General features: G+C 72.1%; 12 protein-coding genes. 3 read left to right on the top strand and 9 right to left on the bottom strand.

Translation table 11 applies throughout. The features are described 5' to 3' along the window. Nucleotides 1-44 precede the first annotated feature (44 nt). Both ACZ7MX_RS08165 and ACZ7MX_RS08170 read left to right on the top strand, forming a co-directional pair. Nucleotides 45-1,880 carry a bifunctional metallophosphatase/5'-nucleotidase gene (locus ACZ7MX_RS08165; RefSeq protein ID WP_472130390.1) on the top strand — a complete coding sequence of 612 codons (1,836 nt, stop codon included), beginning with the start codon at nucleotides 45-47 and terminating at the stop codon, nucleotides 1,878-1,880. 846 nt (nucleotides 1,881-2,726) lie between these two features. Further along, the gene (locus ACZ7MX_RS08170) at nucleotides 2,727-3,215 is read left to right on the top strand and encodes a DUF3995 domain-containing protein (RefSeq protein WP_472130392.1); all 489 of its coding nucleotides are present in this window, start codon (nucleotides 2,727-2,729) and stop codon (nucleotides 3,213-3,215) included. On the opposite strand, the gene ACZ7MX_RS08175 is transcribed toward ACZ7MX_RS08170, so the two are convergent. Further along, the gene (locus ACZ7MX_RS08175) at nucleotides 3,194-4,054 is read right to left on the bottom strand and encodes an NAD(P)H-binding protein (RefSeq protein ID WP_472130394.1); all 861 of its coding nucleotides are present in this window, start codon (nucleotides 4,052-4,054) and stop codon (nucleotides 3,194-3,196) included. The genes ACZ7MX_RS08170 and ACZ7MX_RS08175 overlap by 22 nt on opposite strands. 220 nt (nucleotides 4,055-4,274) lie before the next feature. On the opposite strand from ACZ7MX_RS08175, the gene ACZ7MX_RS08180 reads away from it, so the two are divergent. Next, the gene (locus ACZ7MX_RS08180) at nucleotides 4,275-5,666 is read left to right on the top strand and encodes an LmeA family phospholipid-binding protein (RefSeq protein ID WP_472130396.1); all 1,392 of its coding nucleotides are present in this window, start codon (nucleotides 4,275-4,277) and stop codon (nucleotides 5,664-5,666) included. Between the two features lie 37 nt (nucleotides 5,667-5,703). Here ACZ7MX_RS08180 and ACZ7MX_RS08185 read toward each other — a convergent pair whose 3' ends face one another. From ACZ7MX_RS08185 to ACZ7MX_RS08220, 8 genes are all read right to left on the bottom strand, one after another. Continuing rightward, the gene (locus ACZ7MX_RS08185; protein ID WP_472130398.1) at nucleotides 5,704-7,155 is read right to left on the bottom strand and encodes a HAMP domain-containing sensor histidine kinase; all 1,452 of its coding nucleotides are present in this window, start codon (nucleotides 7,153-7,155) and stop codon (nucleotides 5,704-5,706) included. Continuing rightward, on the bottom strand, nucleotides 7,152-7,889 hold the full coding sequence (locus tag ACZ7MX_RS08190) for a response regulator transcription factor (RefSeq protein ID WP_472130400.1): 738 nt from the start codon (nucleotides 7,887-7,889) through the stop codon (nucleotides 7,152-7,154). The genes ACZ7MX_RS08185 and ACZ7MX_RS08190 overlap by 4 nt, the downstream gene beginning before the upstream one ends. A gap of 78 nt (nucleotides 7,890-7,967) precedes the next feature. Then, nucleotides 7,968-9,023 (bottom strand): S1C family serine protease, encoded by a 1,056-nt coding sequence (locus tag ACZ7MX_RS08195; RefSeq protein WP_472130402.1) that lies wholly within the window; start codon nucleotides 9,021-9,023, stop codon nucleotides 7,968-7,970. Between the two features lie 123 nt (nucleotides 9,024-9,146). Then, nucleotides 9,147-10,172 carry a LacI family DNA-binding transcriptional regulator gene (locus tag ACZ7MX_RS08200; RefSeq protein WP_030414747.1) on the bottom strand — a complete coding sequence of 342 codons (1,026 nt, stop codon included), beginning with the start codon at nucleotides 10,170-10,172 and terminating at the stop codon, nucleotides 9,147-9,149. A 24-nt stretch (nucleotides 10,173-10,196) separates the two neighbouring features. Continuing rightward, nucleotides 10,197-11,051: a response regulator transcription factor gene (locus ACZ7MX_RS08205; protein ID WP_472130405.1), complete on the bottom strand. Its 855-nt coding sequence runs from the start codon at nucleotides 11,049-11,051 to the stop codon at nucleotides 10,197-10,199. A 630-nt stretch (nucleotides 11,052-11,681) separates the two neighbouring features. Further along, a complete protein-coding gene (locus ACZ7MX_RS08210) occupies nucleotides 11,682-13,922 on the bottom strand; it encodes a hypothetical protein (protein ID WP_472130407.1) in 2,241 nt (746 codons plus the stop codon). 45 nt (nucleotides 13,923-13,967) lie between these two features. Beyond that, complete coding sequence (locus ACZ7MX_RS08215) at nucleotides 13,968-14,666, bottom strand: hypothetical protein (protein WP_472130409.1); 699 nt, start codon at nucleotides 14,664-14,666, stop codon at nucleotides 13,968-13,970. A gap of 406 nt (nucleotides 14,667-15,072) precedes the next feature. Then, entirely contained in the window at nucleotides 15,073-16,974 is a 1,902-nt protein-coding gene (locus ACZ7MX_RS08220; protein ID WP_472130638.1) for an ABC transporter ATP-binding protein, read from the bottom strand. Nucleotides 16,975-17,068 lie beyond the last annotated feature (94 nt).

Raw genomic sequence — 17,068 nt, forward strand, 5'->3', positions numbered from 1 at the left:
ACAATAAGCTGCGGTCCGCTCAGGACCATCCAGGAGGGGAACCCATGCCAGCGACACCGCAACGGCGCCGCGCCATCAGCAGATTGAGGACCGGTTCGGCCGCACTGGCCGCCGCCGTCGGGATCGGCGTCACCGTCGCCGCCCTGCCGGCCGGGGCGGAGACCGTGCACCCGGACCGCACCGGTCACTCCGGCCACACCGGCCGCACCGTTGACGTCCAGCTGCTCTCCTTCAACGACTTCCACGGCAACCTCGAACCGCCGCAGGGCTCCTCCGGCACGGTCGAGGAACTGCAGCCCGACGGCACCAAGAAGAGCGTGCCGGCCGGCGGCGTCGAGTACCTGGCCCAGTCCCTGCGCACGGCCCGCAAGGGCCACCCGTACTCCGTGACGGCGGCGGCCGGCGACCTGGTGGGGGCCAGCCCGCTGCTCTCCGGCCTCTTCCACGACGAACCGACCATCGAGGCCATGAACAAGCTGGGCCTGGACGTCACCTCCGTCGGCAACCACGAATTCGACGAGGGCCGGGCGGAGTTGACCCGCCTGCAGAACGGCGGCTGCCACCCCAAGGACGGCTGCTACGAGGACGGCAAGAAGTTCGCCGGCGCCGACTTCCCGTACCTGACCGCCAACGTCACCGACGAGAAGACCGGCAAGCCGCTGCTCAAGCCGTACACCGTCTGGCGCCACAAGGGCGTGCAGATCGGCTTCATCGGCGTGACCCTCGAAGGCACCCCGGACATCGTCAGCGCCAACGGCGTCAAGGGCCTGAAGTTCCACGACGAGGTCGAGACGATCAACAAGTACGCCAAGGTCCTGAACAAGCAGGGCGTGAAGGCGATCGTGGCCCTCATCCACGAGGGCGGCCTGCCCGCCTCCACCTCGTACAACTACCACTGCGACAGCCCGGGCCCCGGCGACGGGATCTCCGGCCCGATCACCGAGATCGCCAAGCACGTCACGTCCAAGGTCGACGCCCTGGTCACCGGCCACACCCACCAGGCGTACACCTGCACCATCCCCGACCCGTCGGGCCGGCCGCGCACCGTCACCTCCGCCGCGTCCTACGGCAAGCTCTACACCGACACCGAGCTGACCTACGACCGGCGCACCCACGACATCGTCCGCACCAGCGTCAAGGCGCCCGGTGCGGTCAACCACGTGGTCGACCGCACCCAGCCCAAGGCCGCGGACCTGACGTCCCTGATCGCCCGTTGGAACAAGCTGGCCGCGCCGGTCGCGGGCCGCCCGGTCGGCCACATCGCCGCCGACATCGCCGGCCGCGGCGCGGACGCCCCCGAGTCCCCGCTCGGCGACGTCATCGCCGACGCCCAGCTCGAAGCGACCAAGGCCGCCGACAAGGGCGGCGCCCAGCTCGCCCTGATGAACCCCGGCGGCATCCGCTCCGACCTCGCCTACCCGGCGTCCGGCTCGGAGGGCGACGGCGTCGTCACCTACGGCGAGGCGTTCACCGTCCAGCCCTTCACCAACATGATGAACGTCGTCGACCTCACCGGAGCCCAGCTGCTGACCGCCCTCCAGCAGCAGGTCAGCGGCCCCAACGAGGCGTCCCCCAAGATCCTCCAGGTCTCCGCGGGCCTCGCCTACACCCTGGACATGACCAAGAAGGGCGCCGACCGCATCGTCAAGGACTCCGTCACCCTGAACGGCGCCGCCCTCGACCCGGCCAAGACCTACCGCGTCGCGATGAACGAGTTCCTCGCCGGCGGCGGCGACGGCTTCCCCGCCTTCAAGGAAGCCAAGAACAAGTACGTCGGCCCGTCCGACCTGGACGCCTTCACGGCATACCTGACGGCCCACTCATCGGCGTCCTCCCCGTTGAACCCGCCTAAGGCGGACCGCATTCACGTGGTGAAGTAACTCCCACGTGGTTGTCTGCGGCGCCGTTCCGCTGCGCTTTGCGGCGCCTCCCACGTACCTGTCTGTCCCGCCGCGGGGCGCGCCGTTGCGCTTTGCGGCGCCCCGCACGTACTTGGCCGTCCCGCCGCGGGGCGCGCTCGCCGTTGCGCTTTGCGGCGCCCCGCACGTACTCGTCTGTCCCGCCGCGGGTGTTGTTCGCCGTTGCGCCTGCGGCGGGCTGGGTGGTTGTCGGGTGCGGTGACGGACCTCCGGGGCCTTGTTCGTGGACTGCTGACGCTTTACGTCCACGAACAAGGCCCCTCCGGCCCGTCCCCTCCCGTTGGGGGAGTAGGAATGCGGTGCGTGGGGGTGGACGTTGAGGCATGCAAGGGGGCTTGGGTACCCCTACGGGATGGTCGAACAGAACCCGTAAGGGTCGCGAGGGCCCCCTGCGGGCCACAACCCAGTGGGCGGGGCGAGGCATTCCCAAGACCACATGACACCAGGTGCGCGGGCAACGACGCGCGCCCCCACTCACCCGCACACTCCCCCAAACGGGAGGGGACGGGCCGGAGGGGCCGGTTGTGTGGGCTTCGCATCCGAGGGCTCGATAAAGAGCGAAGGCGGAGCGCAGCGGAGCGTAAAGCGTCAGCAGTCCACACAACCGGCCCCGGAGGCCCGTCACCGCACCCGACACCCACCAGCCCGCCGCAGGCGCAACGGCGAACAACCCCGACGGCGGGACAGACAGCCACGTGCGGGGGCGCCGCAAAGCGCAACGACGAGAAACCACCACGGCGGGACGGCCAGGTACGTGGGAGGCACCGCAAAGCGCAGCGAAATGCCTACGGGGCGTTCGGGTGGCTCGTGGCGTCGTTCGTGTGGCACGTGTGGATGGGTGTGGACTACCGGGCGGCGATGGGCGCGGAGGACGCCGTGCCGGTGTGGGTGTTCCTGGCCTACGACGGGCTGATCGTGGCGATGTCGGCGGGCGGCGCCGTGGTGAGTCTGGCGACGGTGCGGCCGTGGGGGCGGCGGCTGCCGGGCCGGCTGGTGACGGTGCCGCTGTGGTGCGGCGCCGTGCTTCTGGTCGTACGGGGTGTGCCGGGCCTGGTCGAGAACCTCACGACGGCGGCCGGGCTCACCCCGTACGGCCTGCTGGGGCTGGCGGAGCGCCCCGCCGATCCGGCGTCCGGGGAGTTCTGGACGGAGATGGCGATCAACACGTACTTCTTCGTGGGGGCGGTGGTGATGCTGCCCCTGGCCGTGCTCCACCAGCGGGGCGCGCGCAACGGCGAGCGGGCCCCGCGGCGGGGCGGCCGGGTACATGGGGGTCAGGAGAAGTCGGCCACGTGATCCCGCGCCCACTGCGCGAAGGTGCGGGCGGGACGGCCCGTGACCCGTTCGACCGCGTCGGAGACCGGGAAGGCCGGGGCGTCGACCGTGCTGCCGAACATGCGGACCAGTTCCAGGGCCGCCTCCTTCGGCAGGTGGGGGCCGGACATCGCCTCGGCGGCGGCCTCCTCGGTGATCTGCTCGACCCGGGTCTCGCGGCCGATCGCCCGGCCGATCTCGGCGACCTGGTCGGCGACGGTCAGCGGCTCGGGGCCGGTGACGAGGTACGCCTGGCCGGTGTGGGTGCCGGTGCGGTCCAGGAGGGCGACGGCGGCGACGTCCGCGAGGTCGGCCTCGTGGACGGGCACGCCCTGGGCCCCCGGGTGGGCGTCGCGGACCACTCCGGAGTCGCGGATCGCCGGGGCCCAGGCCAGGGCGTTGGTGGCGTAGTTGCCACCGCGGACGAAGGTCCACTCCAGGCCGGAGTCGCGCACCGCGCGCTCCAGCGTGGCATGCATCCGGGCGATGAAGTTGGTGTCGTCGGCGGGGGTGTCGGTCACCGCCATCGAGGAGTTGAGGACGATCCGGCGGACGCCGGCCTTGGCCGCGGCCTCGACGAGGGCGAGCGCGGCCCGGTCGCCGCCGGCCGCCAGGTTGAGGAAGAGGGCGTCGGCACCGTCGAGGAGCGGCCCGAAGTCGGCGGCGCTGCCGGTGAGATCGGCGCGTACCACCTCCGCCCCGGCGGGCAGCTGGGCGCGCGCCGGGTCGCGGGTCAGGGCGCGTACGGCGGCGCCGTCCGCGAGGAGCCGGTCGACGAGGCTGCGGCCGATGTTGCCGGTTGCTCCGGTTACCACGATCATGGGGCCACCTTCGGGAGATCAGATCGGTAAGCGCACGAGGTGCGGGGAAGCAGGACGAAGTACGGAGAAAGTACAGGCCTGCCAAGAGTGCTGACGGTAGTTCAGCAACAGCCGGGGTCGCGGAAAAATTTCCTCAAGATCGCCACGACAAGCTTCGCGTATCCGACATACCTTCGGTACGACTTGCGTTCGAGGGACCCGATCGTGGTGGGATGTACGGATGCGAACCCCCACACGCATATCTTCACCCTCGCCCGAGCCCGCCGCCTCGTACCGCCCCCACACCCCCGTCACGAGCGGCGCCCAGGACGACCCCGCCGGCGACACCAGAAGGCTCTCCCCGGTCAACCCGTACGCCGATCTGGCCGCCCTCGCCGACCCCGAGCCGGACCCCGCCGCGGAGACCGGACCGGAGTACGACCCCTCGGCGTACGCCGGCGGCCCGCGCCGCCGCGGGTACCTCAACGAGCGGGACGACAGCGACGATCCGCTGGGCCTCGGGCTGCGCGCCGACGAGGACGAGGACGAGGTCTGGTCGCCGCCCAACCACCGCCGGGCCAAGCGCGGGATCAGCCGCTTCGCCGCCGTCCCGATCACCGTGAAGCTGCTGGTCGCGGTGCTGGTCTGCACCGCCTTCCTCACGCTCTTCGACCGGTTCGCGGTGCTGTACGCGCAGAACAAGACCGCGGAGAAGCTCAAGGCCGCGCTGCATCTGAACGCCACGCCCGAAGTCGACATCCAGGGCTTCCCGTTCCTCACCCAGGTCCTCGACAAGCGCGTCGACCAGGTGAAGGTCACCATCCCCGACCTGGCGGCCGACCGGGTCTCGCTGGCGAAGTTCGAGGCGACCGCGCACGACGTCCGCCTCGACGGCGATCTGCCCAGCTCCGTCAAGGGCGCCACGATCGGTTCGATGCACGGTGACGTACTGCTCGCCTTCGACGACATGAACCGTGAACTCGGTGCGTCCCAGGTGAAGTTCAGCGAGCTGGGGCACGATGCGGTGCGCGCGGAGGGGCAGTTGCCGATCGCCGGGCACGAGCTGCGCGTCCGGGCCGAGGCGCGCATCCGGCGGGCCGGCGACCGCGGGGTGTCCACCGACATCAGCCGGATGCGGCTGGACATCGGCGACGTCGCCGTCTACCGGCCGGGCACCGGCAAGGCGGACGGCCTGCGGCTGACCCGCAAGGCCGCCGCCGAACTCAGCCGGCAGGCCGCCAAGGCCAAGGCGATGCTGAGCATCCCGGCGATCGCCGAGCGGATCGGCATCCCGAAGCAGTACCTCGACGAAGCGCTGCGCAGCGACGACAAGCTGCACCAGCTGACCGGGTCGCCGCGCTTCGTCCACCAGCTGATGAAGGTCAACCTCGTCGACGTGGTGGTGGACCACCCCTGGCTGCTGCAGAAGGTCGGCATCGACCCGAAGATCCTCGGGGCGCTGAGCGGCCTGACCAAGCCGCAGCTCGCGGACCGGCTGTCGCTCTCCTTCCAGCTCCCCAAGACCCCCGGTGACGTGCGGCTGCGCAACATCTCCGTCGAACGGGACGGCATCCGGGCCGAGCTCTCGGGCACCAACCTGCCGTTCGGGGACGCGGCCGGCAAGAAGAAGTGACGTAGGGCGGCGGCCCGCTCAGCTCGGCGCGGCCCGCTCAGCTCGGCGCGGGCGGCTCCGGCGGGCCGGGCGGCGGGGTCGGTGCGCCCGGCAGGGTCAGGACCGCCTCGGTGCCGCCGAGGTCGGCGGAGCGCAGCCGTACCGCGCCGCCCGCCTGCTCCGCCGTACGCGCCACGATCGACAGGCCCAGCCCGCTGCCGGGCAGGCTGCGGGCGGACGGCGAGCGCCAGAACCGCTCGAAGACGTGCGGCAGTTCGTCCCGCGGGATGCCCGGGCCGTGGTCGCGCACGGTCAGCTCACCGCCGGCCAGCCGGACCTCGACCGTGCCGCCCGGCGGGCTGAACTTCACCGCGTTGTCGAGCAGGTTGACCACCGCACGCTCCAGCGCGGCCGCCTCGGCGCGTACGTACCAGGGCTCGACGTCCGCGGTGAGGGTCAGCGACGGGCCGCGCAGCCGGGCCCGTTCCAGCGCCGAGCCGACGATCTCGTGCAGCGCCACCACTCCGACCGCGCTCTGGCCGGGCTCGGGCGGCCGGGACAGCTCCTGAAGATCACCGATCAGCGCCGCCAGCTCGCCCATCTGCGCCTTCACCGACGCCAGCAGGGCCGCCCGGTCGGCGGGCGGGATCGGGCGGCCGGACTGCTCGCTGCGCACCAGCAGGTCGATGTTGGTACGGAGCGACGTCAGCGGGGTGCGCAGCTCGTGGCCGGCGTCCGCGATCAGCTGCTGCTGGAGGTCGCGGGAGGCGGCCAGCGCGGAGGTCATGGAGTTGAAGGAACGGGACAGGCGGGCGATCTCGTCCTCCCCGTCGACCGGGATGCGGATGGCCAGGTCCTGCGTACGGGCGACGTGCTCGACGGCAGCGGTGAGGCGGTCGACGGGTTTGAGGCCGGAGCGCGCGATGACCAGCCCGGCCGTGCCCGCGCCGATCACGCCCAGTCCCGCGACGGCCGCCAGCAGCAGCGCGAGGGTGTTCAGCGCGCCGTTGGTCTCGCTCAGCGGGCGCGAGACGGACACAGCGAACGGCACGCCCTGGACACTCATGTGCTTGGTGAGCACCCGGACGTCCGCGCCGTCCGTGGTGACGGCGTCATGCAGGGTGTCCCGCTGCATACCCCGCGCCACCGCGAGGTCCGCACGCTGTACTCGTACGGGCAGGGAATTCGGCCCCACACAGCGGGAACCGTCGACCTGGACGATCTGGACGTTGTAGTACGACGGTGGGGCGTTCTTGTTCTCGGTCGGATCCGTGGGCTGGCAGTTGGCGTAGGTGACCTGCAGGTAGTTCACAGGGACGGTGACGTTCTCCAGCGAGCTGTCCACCTCGTCGCGCAGCTGCGCGCGGGTGAGCAGCCAGCAGGCCAGCGCAGAAACCGCCACCGCCACCGCCACCGCAGCGGCAGTGAGCAGGGTGAGTCGTGAGCGCAGCGGAAGCCGCCCGAAGCGAGCTCCGAGCTGGGTTCTGGCGCCCGGACGGCCGGTGCTCATTCCGCCCCGCCCTCCCCTCGCAGGACGTAGCCGACCCCCCGCACCGTGTGGACCAGGCGCGGTTCGCCGCCCGCCTCCGTCTTGCGGCGCAGGTACATCACGTACACGTCGAGGGAGTTGGAGGTGGGTTCGAAGTCGAAGCCCCAGACGGCCTTGAGGATCTGCTCGCGGGTGAGGACCTGCCGCGGGTGCGCGAGGAACATCTCCAGCAGGGTGAACTCCGTGCGGGTCAGCTCGACCGGCCGGCCGCCGCGGGTCACCTCGCGGGTGGACAGGTTCATCCGCAGGTCGGCGAAGCCCAGCGTCTCGTCCTCGGTGGGCTGCGCGCCGGCCCCCGCCGCGTAGGAGCTGCGGCGCAGCAGGGCGCGGATCCGGGCGAGCAGTTCGTCGAGCTCGAAGGGCTTGACGAGGTAGTCGTCGGCACCGGCGTCGAGGCCGGTGACCCGGTCGCCGACGGTGTCGCGGGCGGTGAGCATCAGGATCGGCACGGTCACCCCGCCCGCCCGCAGCCGGCGGGCGGCGGTCAGTCCGTCCATGCGGGGCATCAGGACGTCCAGCACGATCAGTTCGGGGTCGTAGCCGGCGACCTTGTCGACCGCGTCCAGACCGTCGACCGCCTCCTCGGTCCCGTACCCCTCGAAGACGAGCGAGCGCCGCAGCGCCTCGCGGACCGCGGGCTCGTCGTCGACGATGAGGATGCGGGCGGGGTGGTCACCGTGCTCGGCGGGGCTCATGTGCGTGGATACCTCGGCTGGGATACGGAAACGGACGGCTGGTCCTCAGCCTGGCACGGCAGGCGGCCGGCCGGCCTGTCAGACGCCGCTGTTGCTCCCGCCGCTGCCGCCGCCGCGCAGCGAGTCGAGGTCGGCCTTGACGGTGTTGATCGGGATGGCGAAGCCCAGGCCGACGCTGCCCGCGGTGCTGCTGTTGGCCGAACTCGGCGAGTACATCGCGGAGTTGATGCCGACGATCTGGCCCTGGAAGTTGATCAGGGCGCCGCCGGAGTTGCCGGGGTTGAGCGAGGCGTCGGTCTGTATCGCCTTGTACGAGGTCTTGGAGGAGCCGGTGTCGCCGTTGTACTGGTTGCCGCCGAACTCGAACGGCCAGCCGCCGCCGTCGTCCGGGGCGCCCTGCCGGCCCCGGCCGCCGTCCTGCTTGGGGACGGTCACGTCGCGGTTGAGTGCGGAGACGATGCCGCTGGTCACCGAGCCGGTCAGGCCCTCCGGCGAGCCGATCGCCACCACGCCGTCCCCGACCGCGATCTTGTCGGAGTCGCCGAGCGAGGCCGGGGTGAGCCCCTTGGCGCCCTCGACCCTGATCAGCGCCAGGTCCTTGTCCGGGTCGGTCCCGACGACCTTGGCGGTCTTCCGGCTGCCGTCGTTGAAGGTCACCCGGACCGTGTCGGCGCCGGCGACCACGTGGTTGTTGGTGATGACCTCGCCGCTGCGGGTGAGCACGACGCCGGAGCCGGTGGACTCCCCCTCGGTGGTGCGCGCCTTGATCTCCACGATCGACGGGCTGACCGCCTTGGCCACCGCCGAGACGCCGCTGCCGCTGTTCTTGCCCGCGTTGACGAGCGGGGTGCCGACGCTGTTCTGCGTGGCCTGCGTGGTCGCGCCGGCGATCAGCGCCGCGCTGCCGCCCCCGATGAGGCCGGAGGCCAGCGCGACCGCCGAGATCAGCGCGACCGGCTTACGGGCCCGCGGTGGCGCACCGGGCGCCGCGGCCGCACCGGGTGCACCGGGCGCGTCGCCGTGCCCCGGTGCGTACGGGGGCGGCGGAAAGCCCTGCCCGCACCTGTGCGCGTGGCCCTGCGCGTACCCCTGCTGATGGATGTCATCGCCGCTTCGGCGGTAGTTGTCGGTCATGAGATGACTGTGCGTGTGGTGCATGAGAACCGTCTGAGAACGCCGTGAGAGACCCGACAGAAGTAGATATGCCCGGTATAAAGAGGGCCGGTGTGAAGAGGCCCGGTGCGGCGTCGCGCGCGGTCAGCCGCCGCAGCCGCACGACCGCCGGACGACCAGCCGCGACGGGAACTGCCGCAGCCGCTCGCGGCGGGAGCCGACCACCCGCAGCCCGTCGTCCAGGACCAGGTCGACCGCGGCCCGGGCCATCGCCTGGCGGTCGGAGGCGACGGTGGTCAGCGGCGGGTCGGTGAGCCCGGCCTCCTTGACGTCGTCGAAGCCGGCCACCGCCAGCTCGCCGGGCACGTCGATGCGCAGCTCGCGGGCGGCCCGCAGCACGCCGATGGCCTGGTCGTCGGTCGCGCACATGATGGCCGGTGGCCGCTCGGGCCCGGCCAGCAGCTTCAGCGCGGCCTGGTAGGCGTCGTAGCGGTTGTAGGCGGCCTGGTGGTAGTGGCCGTCCGGGGAGCGGCCGGACTCCAGCATGGCGCGCCGCCAGCCCTCGACGTGGTCGGTGACGGGGTCGCCGGACTTGGGGGTCTCCTCCGTGCCGCCGAGGAAGGCGACGTACGGGTGCCCGTGCTCCAGCAGGTGCCGGGTCGCCAGCTGGGCGCCCCAGATGTCGTCGGTCATCACGGCGACGTCGTCGATGGCGTCCGGCCGGCGGTGCAGCAGCACCACCCGGGCGTCCCAGGCGTCGATCTCGGCGGCGGCGTGCTCACTGGGGCCCTGGCTGATCAGGATCAGCCCGGCCACCCGCATGCCGAGGAACGCCCGGAGGTAGTGCACCTCGCGCTCGTCGAGGTAGTTGGCGTTGCCGACCAGCACCATCTTGCCGCGCTCGGCGGCGGCCTGTTCGACGGCGTGCGCCATCTCCGCGAAGAACGGCTGCCGGGTGTCCGGCACGATCAGGCCTATGAGGTCGGTCCGGCGGGACGCCATCGCCTGCGCGACCCGGTCCGGCCGGTAGCCGAGCTCCTTGATCGCGGCGAGCACCCGCTCGCGCGTGGCCGGGGCAACCGGCCGGGGTCCGTTGTTGATGACGTAACTGACAACGGCGGTGGACGTCCCCGCCAGTCTTGCCACATCATCCCGCGTCACCTTGGCCACGCGCGGCAGTCTACGCGGGTGGTACTACCTACGGGCAGGCCGTGGGCCTGTGGAGTCGGCGGTCGCGGCGGCGGCCGGGGCCGGGCCCGCGTCGTCGGCGGTGGTGCGGCTCTGCGCAGCGCCCGCCGTACGGTCGGGTTCGGCGGGCTTCGTCCCGTTCGCCCCGTCGTCCTTGGCCTTGCCGCCGCCCTCCGCGGAGCGCTCGGGCTTCTCGGGGGTGACGAAGCGGTAGCCGACGTTGCGGACCGTGCCGATGAGCGACTCGTGCTCGGGGCCGAGCTTGGCGCGCAGCCGGCGGACGTGGACGTCGACCGTCCGGGTGCCGCCGAAGTAGTCGTAGCCCCAGACCTCCTGGAGGAGCTGGGCGCGGGTGAAGACCCGGCCCGGGTGCTGCGCGAGGTACTTCAGCAGCTCGAACTCCTTGAAGGTCAGGTCCAGCACCCGGCCCTTCAGCTTGGCGCTGTAGGTGGCCTCGTCCACCGAGAGGTCGCCGTTGCGGATCTCCATCGGCCCGTCGTCGGTGGTGATCTGCTGGCGGCCCGTCGCCAGCCGCAGCCGTGCCTCGACCTCGGCGGGGCCGGCCGTGTCCAGCATGACGTCGTCGACGCCCCAGTCGGCGGTGACGGCGGCCAGGCCGCCCTCGGTGACGACCAGGATCAGCGGGCAGCCGGGGCCGGTGGACCGCAGCAGCTGGCACAGCGAGCGGACGTGGGGAAGGTCACGCCGGCCGTCGATCAGTATGACGTCGGCGCCGGGGGTGTCGATGAGCGCCGGACCCTCGGCCGGGGCCACCCGCACGCTGTGCAGCAGCAGCCCGAGCGCCGGGAGCACCTCCGTCGACGGCTGGAGTGCATTGGTCAGCAGCAGGAGGGAGCTCACCTGCGACCACCTACCCGGTTCTCGGGGTGTTGCATCCTCTTCTGCTCGCGGTTCTGCCTGCTTCGCTCGCCCATGACGTCTGGTTCCTCCTCGGTCCCTGCGACGGGGGGCATCTCCCGGCTCTGCCGGGTGTCTGCGGCACTGCTTCGTACGGTTCTCGCAGCCGCGCGGAACGTGGCTGAAAGCACAAAAGGACCCGGGGGCAACGCTGCCCGGATCCTTCTTGCCCAGCAGAATAGCTCAGATGGGTACCGGACCCGAGGCCGATTTTGCACCTTCTTGTGTTCCGTCGATCACTTCGAGTGGTCATCGCGTGTCCCCGTTGACGGCCGCCGGGGCTCGGACCGCGGTCTCCCGGATCCCCTGAACGGCCCCGCGCGAGGGCGAGTTGGCAGGCTCCACAGGCCCCCCGCCGCCACCCCGCCCGCCGCCTTCGACCAGCGCTTGACCGGCCCCCGAGCCGCCCCGGTCCGCCCGCGGTGGCGTCCCGGCATGCGGACATGACCTGTCCGTGCAGCGGGACGCGGCGGGCCCGGCGGGCGGCGGACGGGCGGCGACGGGCGGCCGTTCCCGGGGCCGGGGAGCGCACGGGGAGCGCACGGGTGCGCGGAACGGCACACCTGCCGCGCCTCAGTCGTCGGTCCCGGTGCCGTCCTCGGCCGGCTCCTCCTCGTCCGAGGGCGGCCGGTGGTTGTCGATCTGGTGGTGGACCCGGATGGCGGCCTCGCGCAGCTCGTGCCATTCGTCGGCGTCGGTGAACAGCGGCGGATAGGTCCGGCCCTGGCCCAGCTCGCGCAGCTTGGCCAGCGCGTGCTCCGCGCCGCTCAGCGCGAGTCCCAGCGCCCTGCGCTGATCGGCGATCCGCGCCCCGACGGGACGCTCGTCCGCCACCTCGGCATCCGGCCCCGCCGCGGGCTCGGCCGCGGGGTCGGTCGCGGGCTCCCCCTCGTCCGCCCGCTCCCCCGGCCGGGGCGCGGACGGCATCGAGTCCGCGATGGTCTTGCGCGCCCTGGCCTCGTCCGACGCGTAGACGACGTCCCACGGCAGCAGCGGCACCTCGTCCCCGCCGTGCCGGCGGATCCGGTCCGGCGCCGCCAGGTCCACCGCGACGTGCTGGTAGGCCCCGTCCCCCGCCTCCTCCTCGGGCAGCCCGAACTCCTGCCGCGAACCGGCGTTGCGCGGCAGCCGGCCCGCTTCGAACCGCTGCGCCGCCAGCGCCAGGGTCCACAGGCCCCGTTCATTGCCCTCGGCGGCCAGGCCGCCGACGACCAGATGGGCATCGGCGCGGAAGGGCACCTTCCCCGGCTCCCGGCGGGTGCCCAGGGCCGACCCGACGTTGCTGGTGATCAGCTTGTCCGCGATCAGGGCCGTGCCGCCGGCCAGGGCGAGGGTGCAGCGGGCGTTGACGTCGCCCTTCAAGGCGGGCGCCACCAGGCTGGTGAAGTCGTCCGTGGGCACCGGGATCCAGCCGCCGGACAGCACGGCCTTGCACAGCACACCGCCGTTGCTCCAGGCCTTCCGGGCCTGCTTGACGGCCGCCTTCTTCTCCGCGCGCCACGGCTCGTCCACCACCGGGCCCAGGAGCCCCGCATAGCCCTTGGCGGTCATCCGCCGCTCGTTCTTGATCTCCTTGGCCCGCCCGCGCAGCTCGGCGTAGAGCTCCGCCCGGGTCAGCACGTGGAGGAGGTAGACGGCGCGCCACAGCGGCGTCCCGGGGATGCCCGGGTCGCGGAAGATGGCCGGGGTGTCGGCGGCCGGGCGGCGGCCCACCGCGAGCGCGTACACCTCGCCCAGCTGCTCCTCGTTGCCCCACTCGCGTGCCCGGGTCTGGACGACGAGCTTGAGCGCGCGGGTGGCGACCTCCAGGTTCTGGGCCGCCGCGTCCCACGGTTTGAACTCCACATGGACCGAGGCGAGGATCGAGCGCAGGGCGTCGTCGAAGACATCGGCGGCCGGCAGCATGCCGCCTTCGTGCGCCTGGGTTCCCACGACGATGTGGGCCGGCACCACGTACGTCTGGGCGATCTGGATGGCACGCAGCGAGGGCACCTCGCCGCCCGACTCCTTGCCGAATTCCTCCCGCAGCAGCTCACGGCGCTGTTCCCGGCCCAGCGCCCACCGCTGGGTCCGCGACTTCAGCGGTTCGTTGGCCGGCTGCTTGCGCTCGGCGAGCAGCGTCTCGGTCGCCGCGTCGGCCGCGGCTTCCTTCGTGGCTCCCGAGCCGGCCATCACCTTCCAGGCGCTGGCCAGCCGGGTGATGCCGTCCCTGGCCACCAGCGCGTGCACCGGTTCGGTGCCGTCGGTGAAGGCGATGACGACCGGGTGCACGATCAGCGCCCGGGTCACCCGCCGGGCCAGGATCGACTCCTCGTAGGAGTTGATGTGCAACGTGGCGTGGATGGTCTGCCAGATGTGCTGCCGGAGGTGGGCGAGGTCCCGGTACTCGTAGCGCAGGATCGCCTGCGGCCGCCCGTCCGCGTCCATGCCGGTGACCTGGGGATCATCGACGTCCAGCACCTCCTGGCCGGTGCGCGGCTGGATGCCCGGGAACAGCTCGGTCAGCCACACCCTGGTGTGCACGGAGCGGAGGGTGGCACCGTCGACGTGCTCCTCCAGGAGCAGGCTGCCGTCCGAGCCGCCCGGCTGCCGCAACTGCACGGCGACGAGTTCCGGGGCGACCGACGCCCGCGCGAGCGCGTGCCAGGCGTCCTCGGGGAGCGAGGCCAGCGCGCTCTCCTGTCCGGCCTTCACCAGCTTCATCCGGTCGTCGACGTGCGAGGCGCCCGGCAGCTCCCGCGCGACGTCGGACACCACGACCTGTTCCTTGCCCCACTCCACGGTGATCGGCGCTCGCGCCTCGGACTTCGACATGAACCCTCCGTCGTTCTTCGCTGGTTGCGGGCCGGGCGGCACCGGTCACCGGGCGGTGGGGCCGTCGGCCCACGGCAGGGCGGCGCCGAACCAGTCCCACAGGAACTCCCGCTCCGGGCGCTTGGCGACGCTCTGGTAGGCGGCGTACGCGAGCAGGTCGGCGGCCTGCAGGAAGTAGTTGATCCGGGCCGACTCGAAGAGCGGGACGCCCACGACGCGGCGGTCGCGCTCGGGCAGGGCGTGGTAGGCGTCGACCAGGCAGGTGTCGGTCCCGTCGCCGTCGACGATCACCACGCCGTACTCGTCCGCGGCGGCGAGTTCGGCGTTGACCCGGGCCAGCCAGGCGCGCTGGAGGGCCGGGCGGTCGCGTCCGTAGTCGTCCGTCTCGCGGTACACGGCGGTCACCCGCGCTCGCGGAACGGCGGCCACGGTTTCCAGGCCGCGCCGGATCACCCCGCGGCAGGCGGCCAGGTGGGCGTCGCGGTCGGTGCCGGTCAGTCCGGGGCGGTAGAGGTGGCGGCCGCGGCCCGCGGCGAGGTCCTGGGCGTGCAGCGAGGCATGGATCGGCAGGCGCAGGGCGGGGTCCTCCTCCAGGGAGGCGCGGAATCGCAGCAGCTCCCCTTTGGCGGCCGCGAGGTCGTCCAGATGGACGGACAGTGAGGCGAACGCCGTGATCGTGCGGGCGTCGCCGGCGTCGTCGCCGTAGATGATCCGCAAGGGCGCGGCGGACTCCTTGGTGGCCATGAACAGCCGTCTCCCGTACCGGGCCGCATTGAGGCGCCGTGCGCACGCCATCGTCCGCACCCTCTTGGCGTGGAGCGTTCCCTCTCACCACGCGCACGCGCAGCGCGGCGGCGGCGGCCGGGTACGTGCTCTGCGGCGGATCCGGCCTCATGGGAGGCACCACTCACCCCAAGCAGCAGCCGTCGCCCGTCGGCCCCCCTGCGGGAACTCCCTTGCGGGCAACGGCGTCCAGGATCATTCCCGGACCCCGTGCAGCACATCGTCGCCGTGCGTCACGTGGTGACCACACGATAGCGGCGCGCCCGTATGACCTACACATAAATCCGCGATCTCCAGGGGGAGTTGGGTTTACTCGCAGGTCATACGGGCGCGGGTGCGGTAAGGGAGCGGTCGGCGCGCGGCCGGGTCAGTCGGCCTCCGCCACCGCCTCGGCGAACTGGGCCGCGTACAGCCGGGCATAGGCCCCGTCGGCCGCCAGCAGGGCGTCGTGGCTGCCCTGTTCGACGATGGCGCCGTTCTCCATGACGAGGATGGTGTCGGCGTCCCGGATGGTGGAGAGGCGGTGCGCGATCACGAAACTGGTGCGTCCGGACCGCAGTTGGGCCATCGCGTGCTGGATGAGGACCTCGGTACGGGTGTCGACCGAGCTGGTGGCCTCGTCGAGGACGAGGATGGCGGGCTCGGCGAGGAAGGCCCGGGCGATGGTGATCAGCTGCTTCTCGCCGACCGAGACGTTGTTGCCCTCGTCGTCGAGGACGGTGTCGTACCCGTCGGGGAGGGTGCGCACGAAGCGGTCGACGTGGGTGGCCTTCGCGGCCGCCACGATCTTGTCCATCGAGGTGCCGGCCGGTGCGCCGTAGGCGATGTTCTCCGCGATCGTGCCGCCGAAGAGCCAGGTGTCCTGGAGGACCATGCCGATGTGGGCGCGCAGCTCCTCGCGGGACATCGCGGCGATGTCCACGCCGTCCAGGGTGATCCGGCCGCCGCGCACCTCGTAGAACCGCATCAGGAGGTTGACCAGGGTGGTCTTGCCGGCGCCGGTCGGGCCGACGATGGCGACCGTCTGGCCGGGGTGGACGGCCAGCGACAGGTCCTCGATCAGCGGCTTGTCCTCGGCGTAGGAGAACGAGACGGACTCGAACCCGACGTGGCCGCGGACGTGTGCGGGGCGGGCCGGCCGCTCGGGGTCGGGGTCCTGCTCCCGGGCGTCGAGGAGTTCGAAGACCCGCTCGGCGGAGGCGACGCCGGACTGGACGAGGTTGGCCATCGAGGCGACCTGGGTCAGCGGCTGGCTGAACTGGCGGGAGTACTGGATGAACGCCTGGACGTCGCCGATGGACAGCGCCCCGGAGGCGACGCGCAGCCCGCCGACCACCGCGACCAGCACGTAGTTCAGGTTGCCGATGAACATCATCGCGGGCTGGATGATGCCGGAGATGAACTGGGCCCGGAAGCCGGCCTCGTAGAGCGCCTCGTTCTGCTCGCGGAAGAGCTCGGCGGATTCCTTCTGCCGGCCGAAGACCTTCACCAGGCTGTGGCCGGAGTACATCTCCTCGATGTGGGCGTTGAGCTTGCCGGTGGTCTTCCACTGCTGGACGAACTGTGGCTGGGCCCGCTTGCCGATCCTGGTGGCGACGACCACCGAGACCGGGACCGTGACCAGCGCGACCAGGGCCAGCAGCCAGGAGATCCAGAACATCATGGCGAGCACGCCGACGATGGTCAGCAGCGAGTTCACGATCTGGCTGAGGGTCTGCTGGAGCGTCTGCTGGACGTTGTCGATGTCGTTGGTGGCCCGGGAGAGGACCTCGCCGCGCTGCTGCTTGTCGAAGTAGCTCAGCGGCAGCCGGCCGAGCTTCTCCTCGACCTGCTCGCGCAGCCGGAAGACGGTCCGCTGGACGACCTTGGTGGCGATCCGGGCCTGGACGAACCCGAAGAGCGAGGCCGCGGCGTAGATCAGGGCGGTCCACAGCAGGACCACGCCGATCGCGCCGAAGTCGATGCCCTGGCCGGGCACGAACGGCATGGCGCCCAGCATGTCGGCCAGCCCGCCCTGGCCGTGCGCCCGCAGCTGGGCCACCGCCTGGGCCTTGGTGATGCCCTCGGGCAGCCGGCGGCCGATGATGCCGGACATGATCAGGTCGGTGGCGTGGCCGAGGACCTTGGGGCCGACGACGGTCAGCGCCACGCTCGCCACTCCCAGCAGCAGGGCCACGGACATCATGCCGCGCTCGGGCCGCATCTGGGCCAGCAGGCGGGTGCCGGAGCCCTTGAAGTCCATGGATTTCTCGGTGGGTTGCCCGCCCATGAAGCGGGCCGGGCCGGCCGCCGGGGCCGGCCCTCGTCTCGGGGCCGCCGTGGGGGTCCCCTCGGTGGCCGCCGGGGCGTCGGCGCGGGTGGCC

Source organism: Streptomyces sp. NPDC107765, from assembly GCF_055657085.1.

Excerpts from the sequence above, each read along its gene's own strand:
- ACZ7MX_RS08165 (WP_472130390.1), top strand. The coding sequence starts at position 45 with ATGCCAGCGACACCGCAACGGCGCCGCGCCATCAGCAGATTGAGGACC.
- ACZ7MX_RS08175 (WP_472130394.1), bottom strand. The coding sequence starts at position 4,054 with ATGATCGTGGTAACCGGAGCAACCGGCAACATCGGCCGCAGCCTCGTC.
- ACZ7MX_RS08180 (WP_472130396.1), top strand. The coding sequence starts at position 4,275 with ATGCGAACCCCCACACGCATATCTTCACCCTCGCCCGAGCCCGCCGCC.
- ACZ7MX_RS08185 (WP_472130398.1), bottom strand. The coding sequence starts at position 7,155 with ATGAGCACCGGCCGTCCGGGCGCCAGAACCCAGCTCGGAGCTCGCTTC.
- ACZ7MX_RS08190 (WP_472130400.1), bottom strand. The coding sequence starts at position 7,889 with ATGAGCCCCGCCGAGCACGGTGACCACCCCGCCCGCATCCTCATCGTC.
- ACZ7MX_RS08195 (WP_472130402.1), bottom strand. The coding sequence starts at position 9,023 with ATGACCGACAACTACCGCCGAAGCGGCGATGACATCCATCAGCAGGGG.
- ACZ7MX_RS08210 (WP_472130407.1), bottom strand. The coding sequence starts at position 13,922 with ATGTCGAAGTCCGAGGCGCGAGCGCCGATCACCGTGGAGTGGGGCAAG.
- ACZ7MX_RS08215 (WP_472130409.1), bottom strand. The coding sequence starts at position 14,666 with ATGGCCACCAAGGAGTCCGCCGCGCCCTTGCGGATCATCTACGGCGAC.
- ACZ7MX_RS08220 (WP_472130638.1), bottom strand. The coding sequence starts at position 16,974 with ATGGGCGGGCAACCCACCGAGAAATCCATGGACTTCAAGGGCTCCGGC.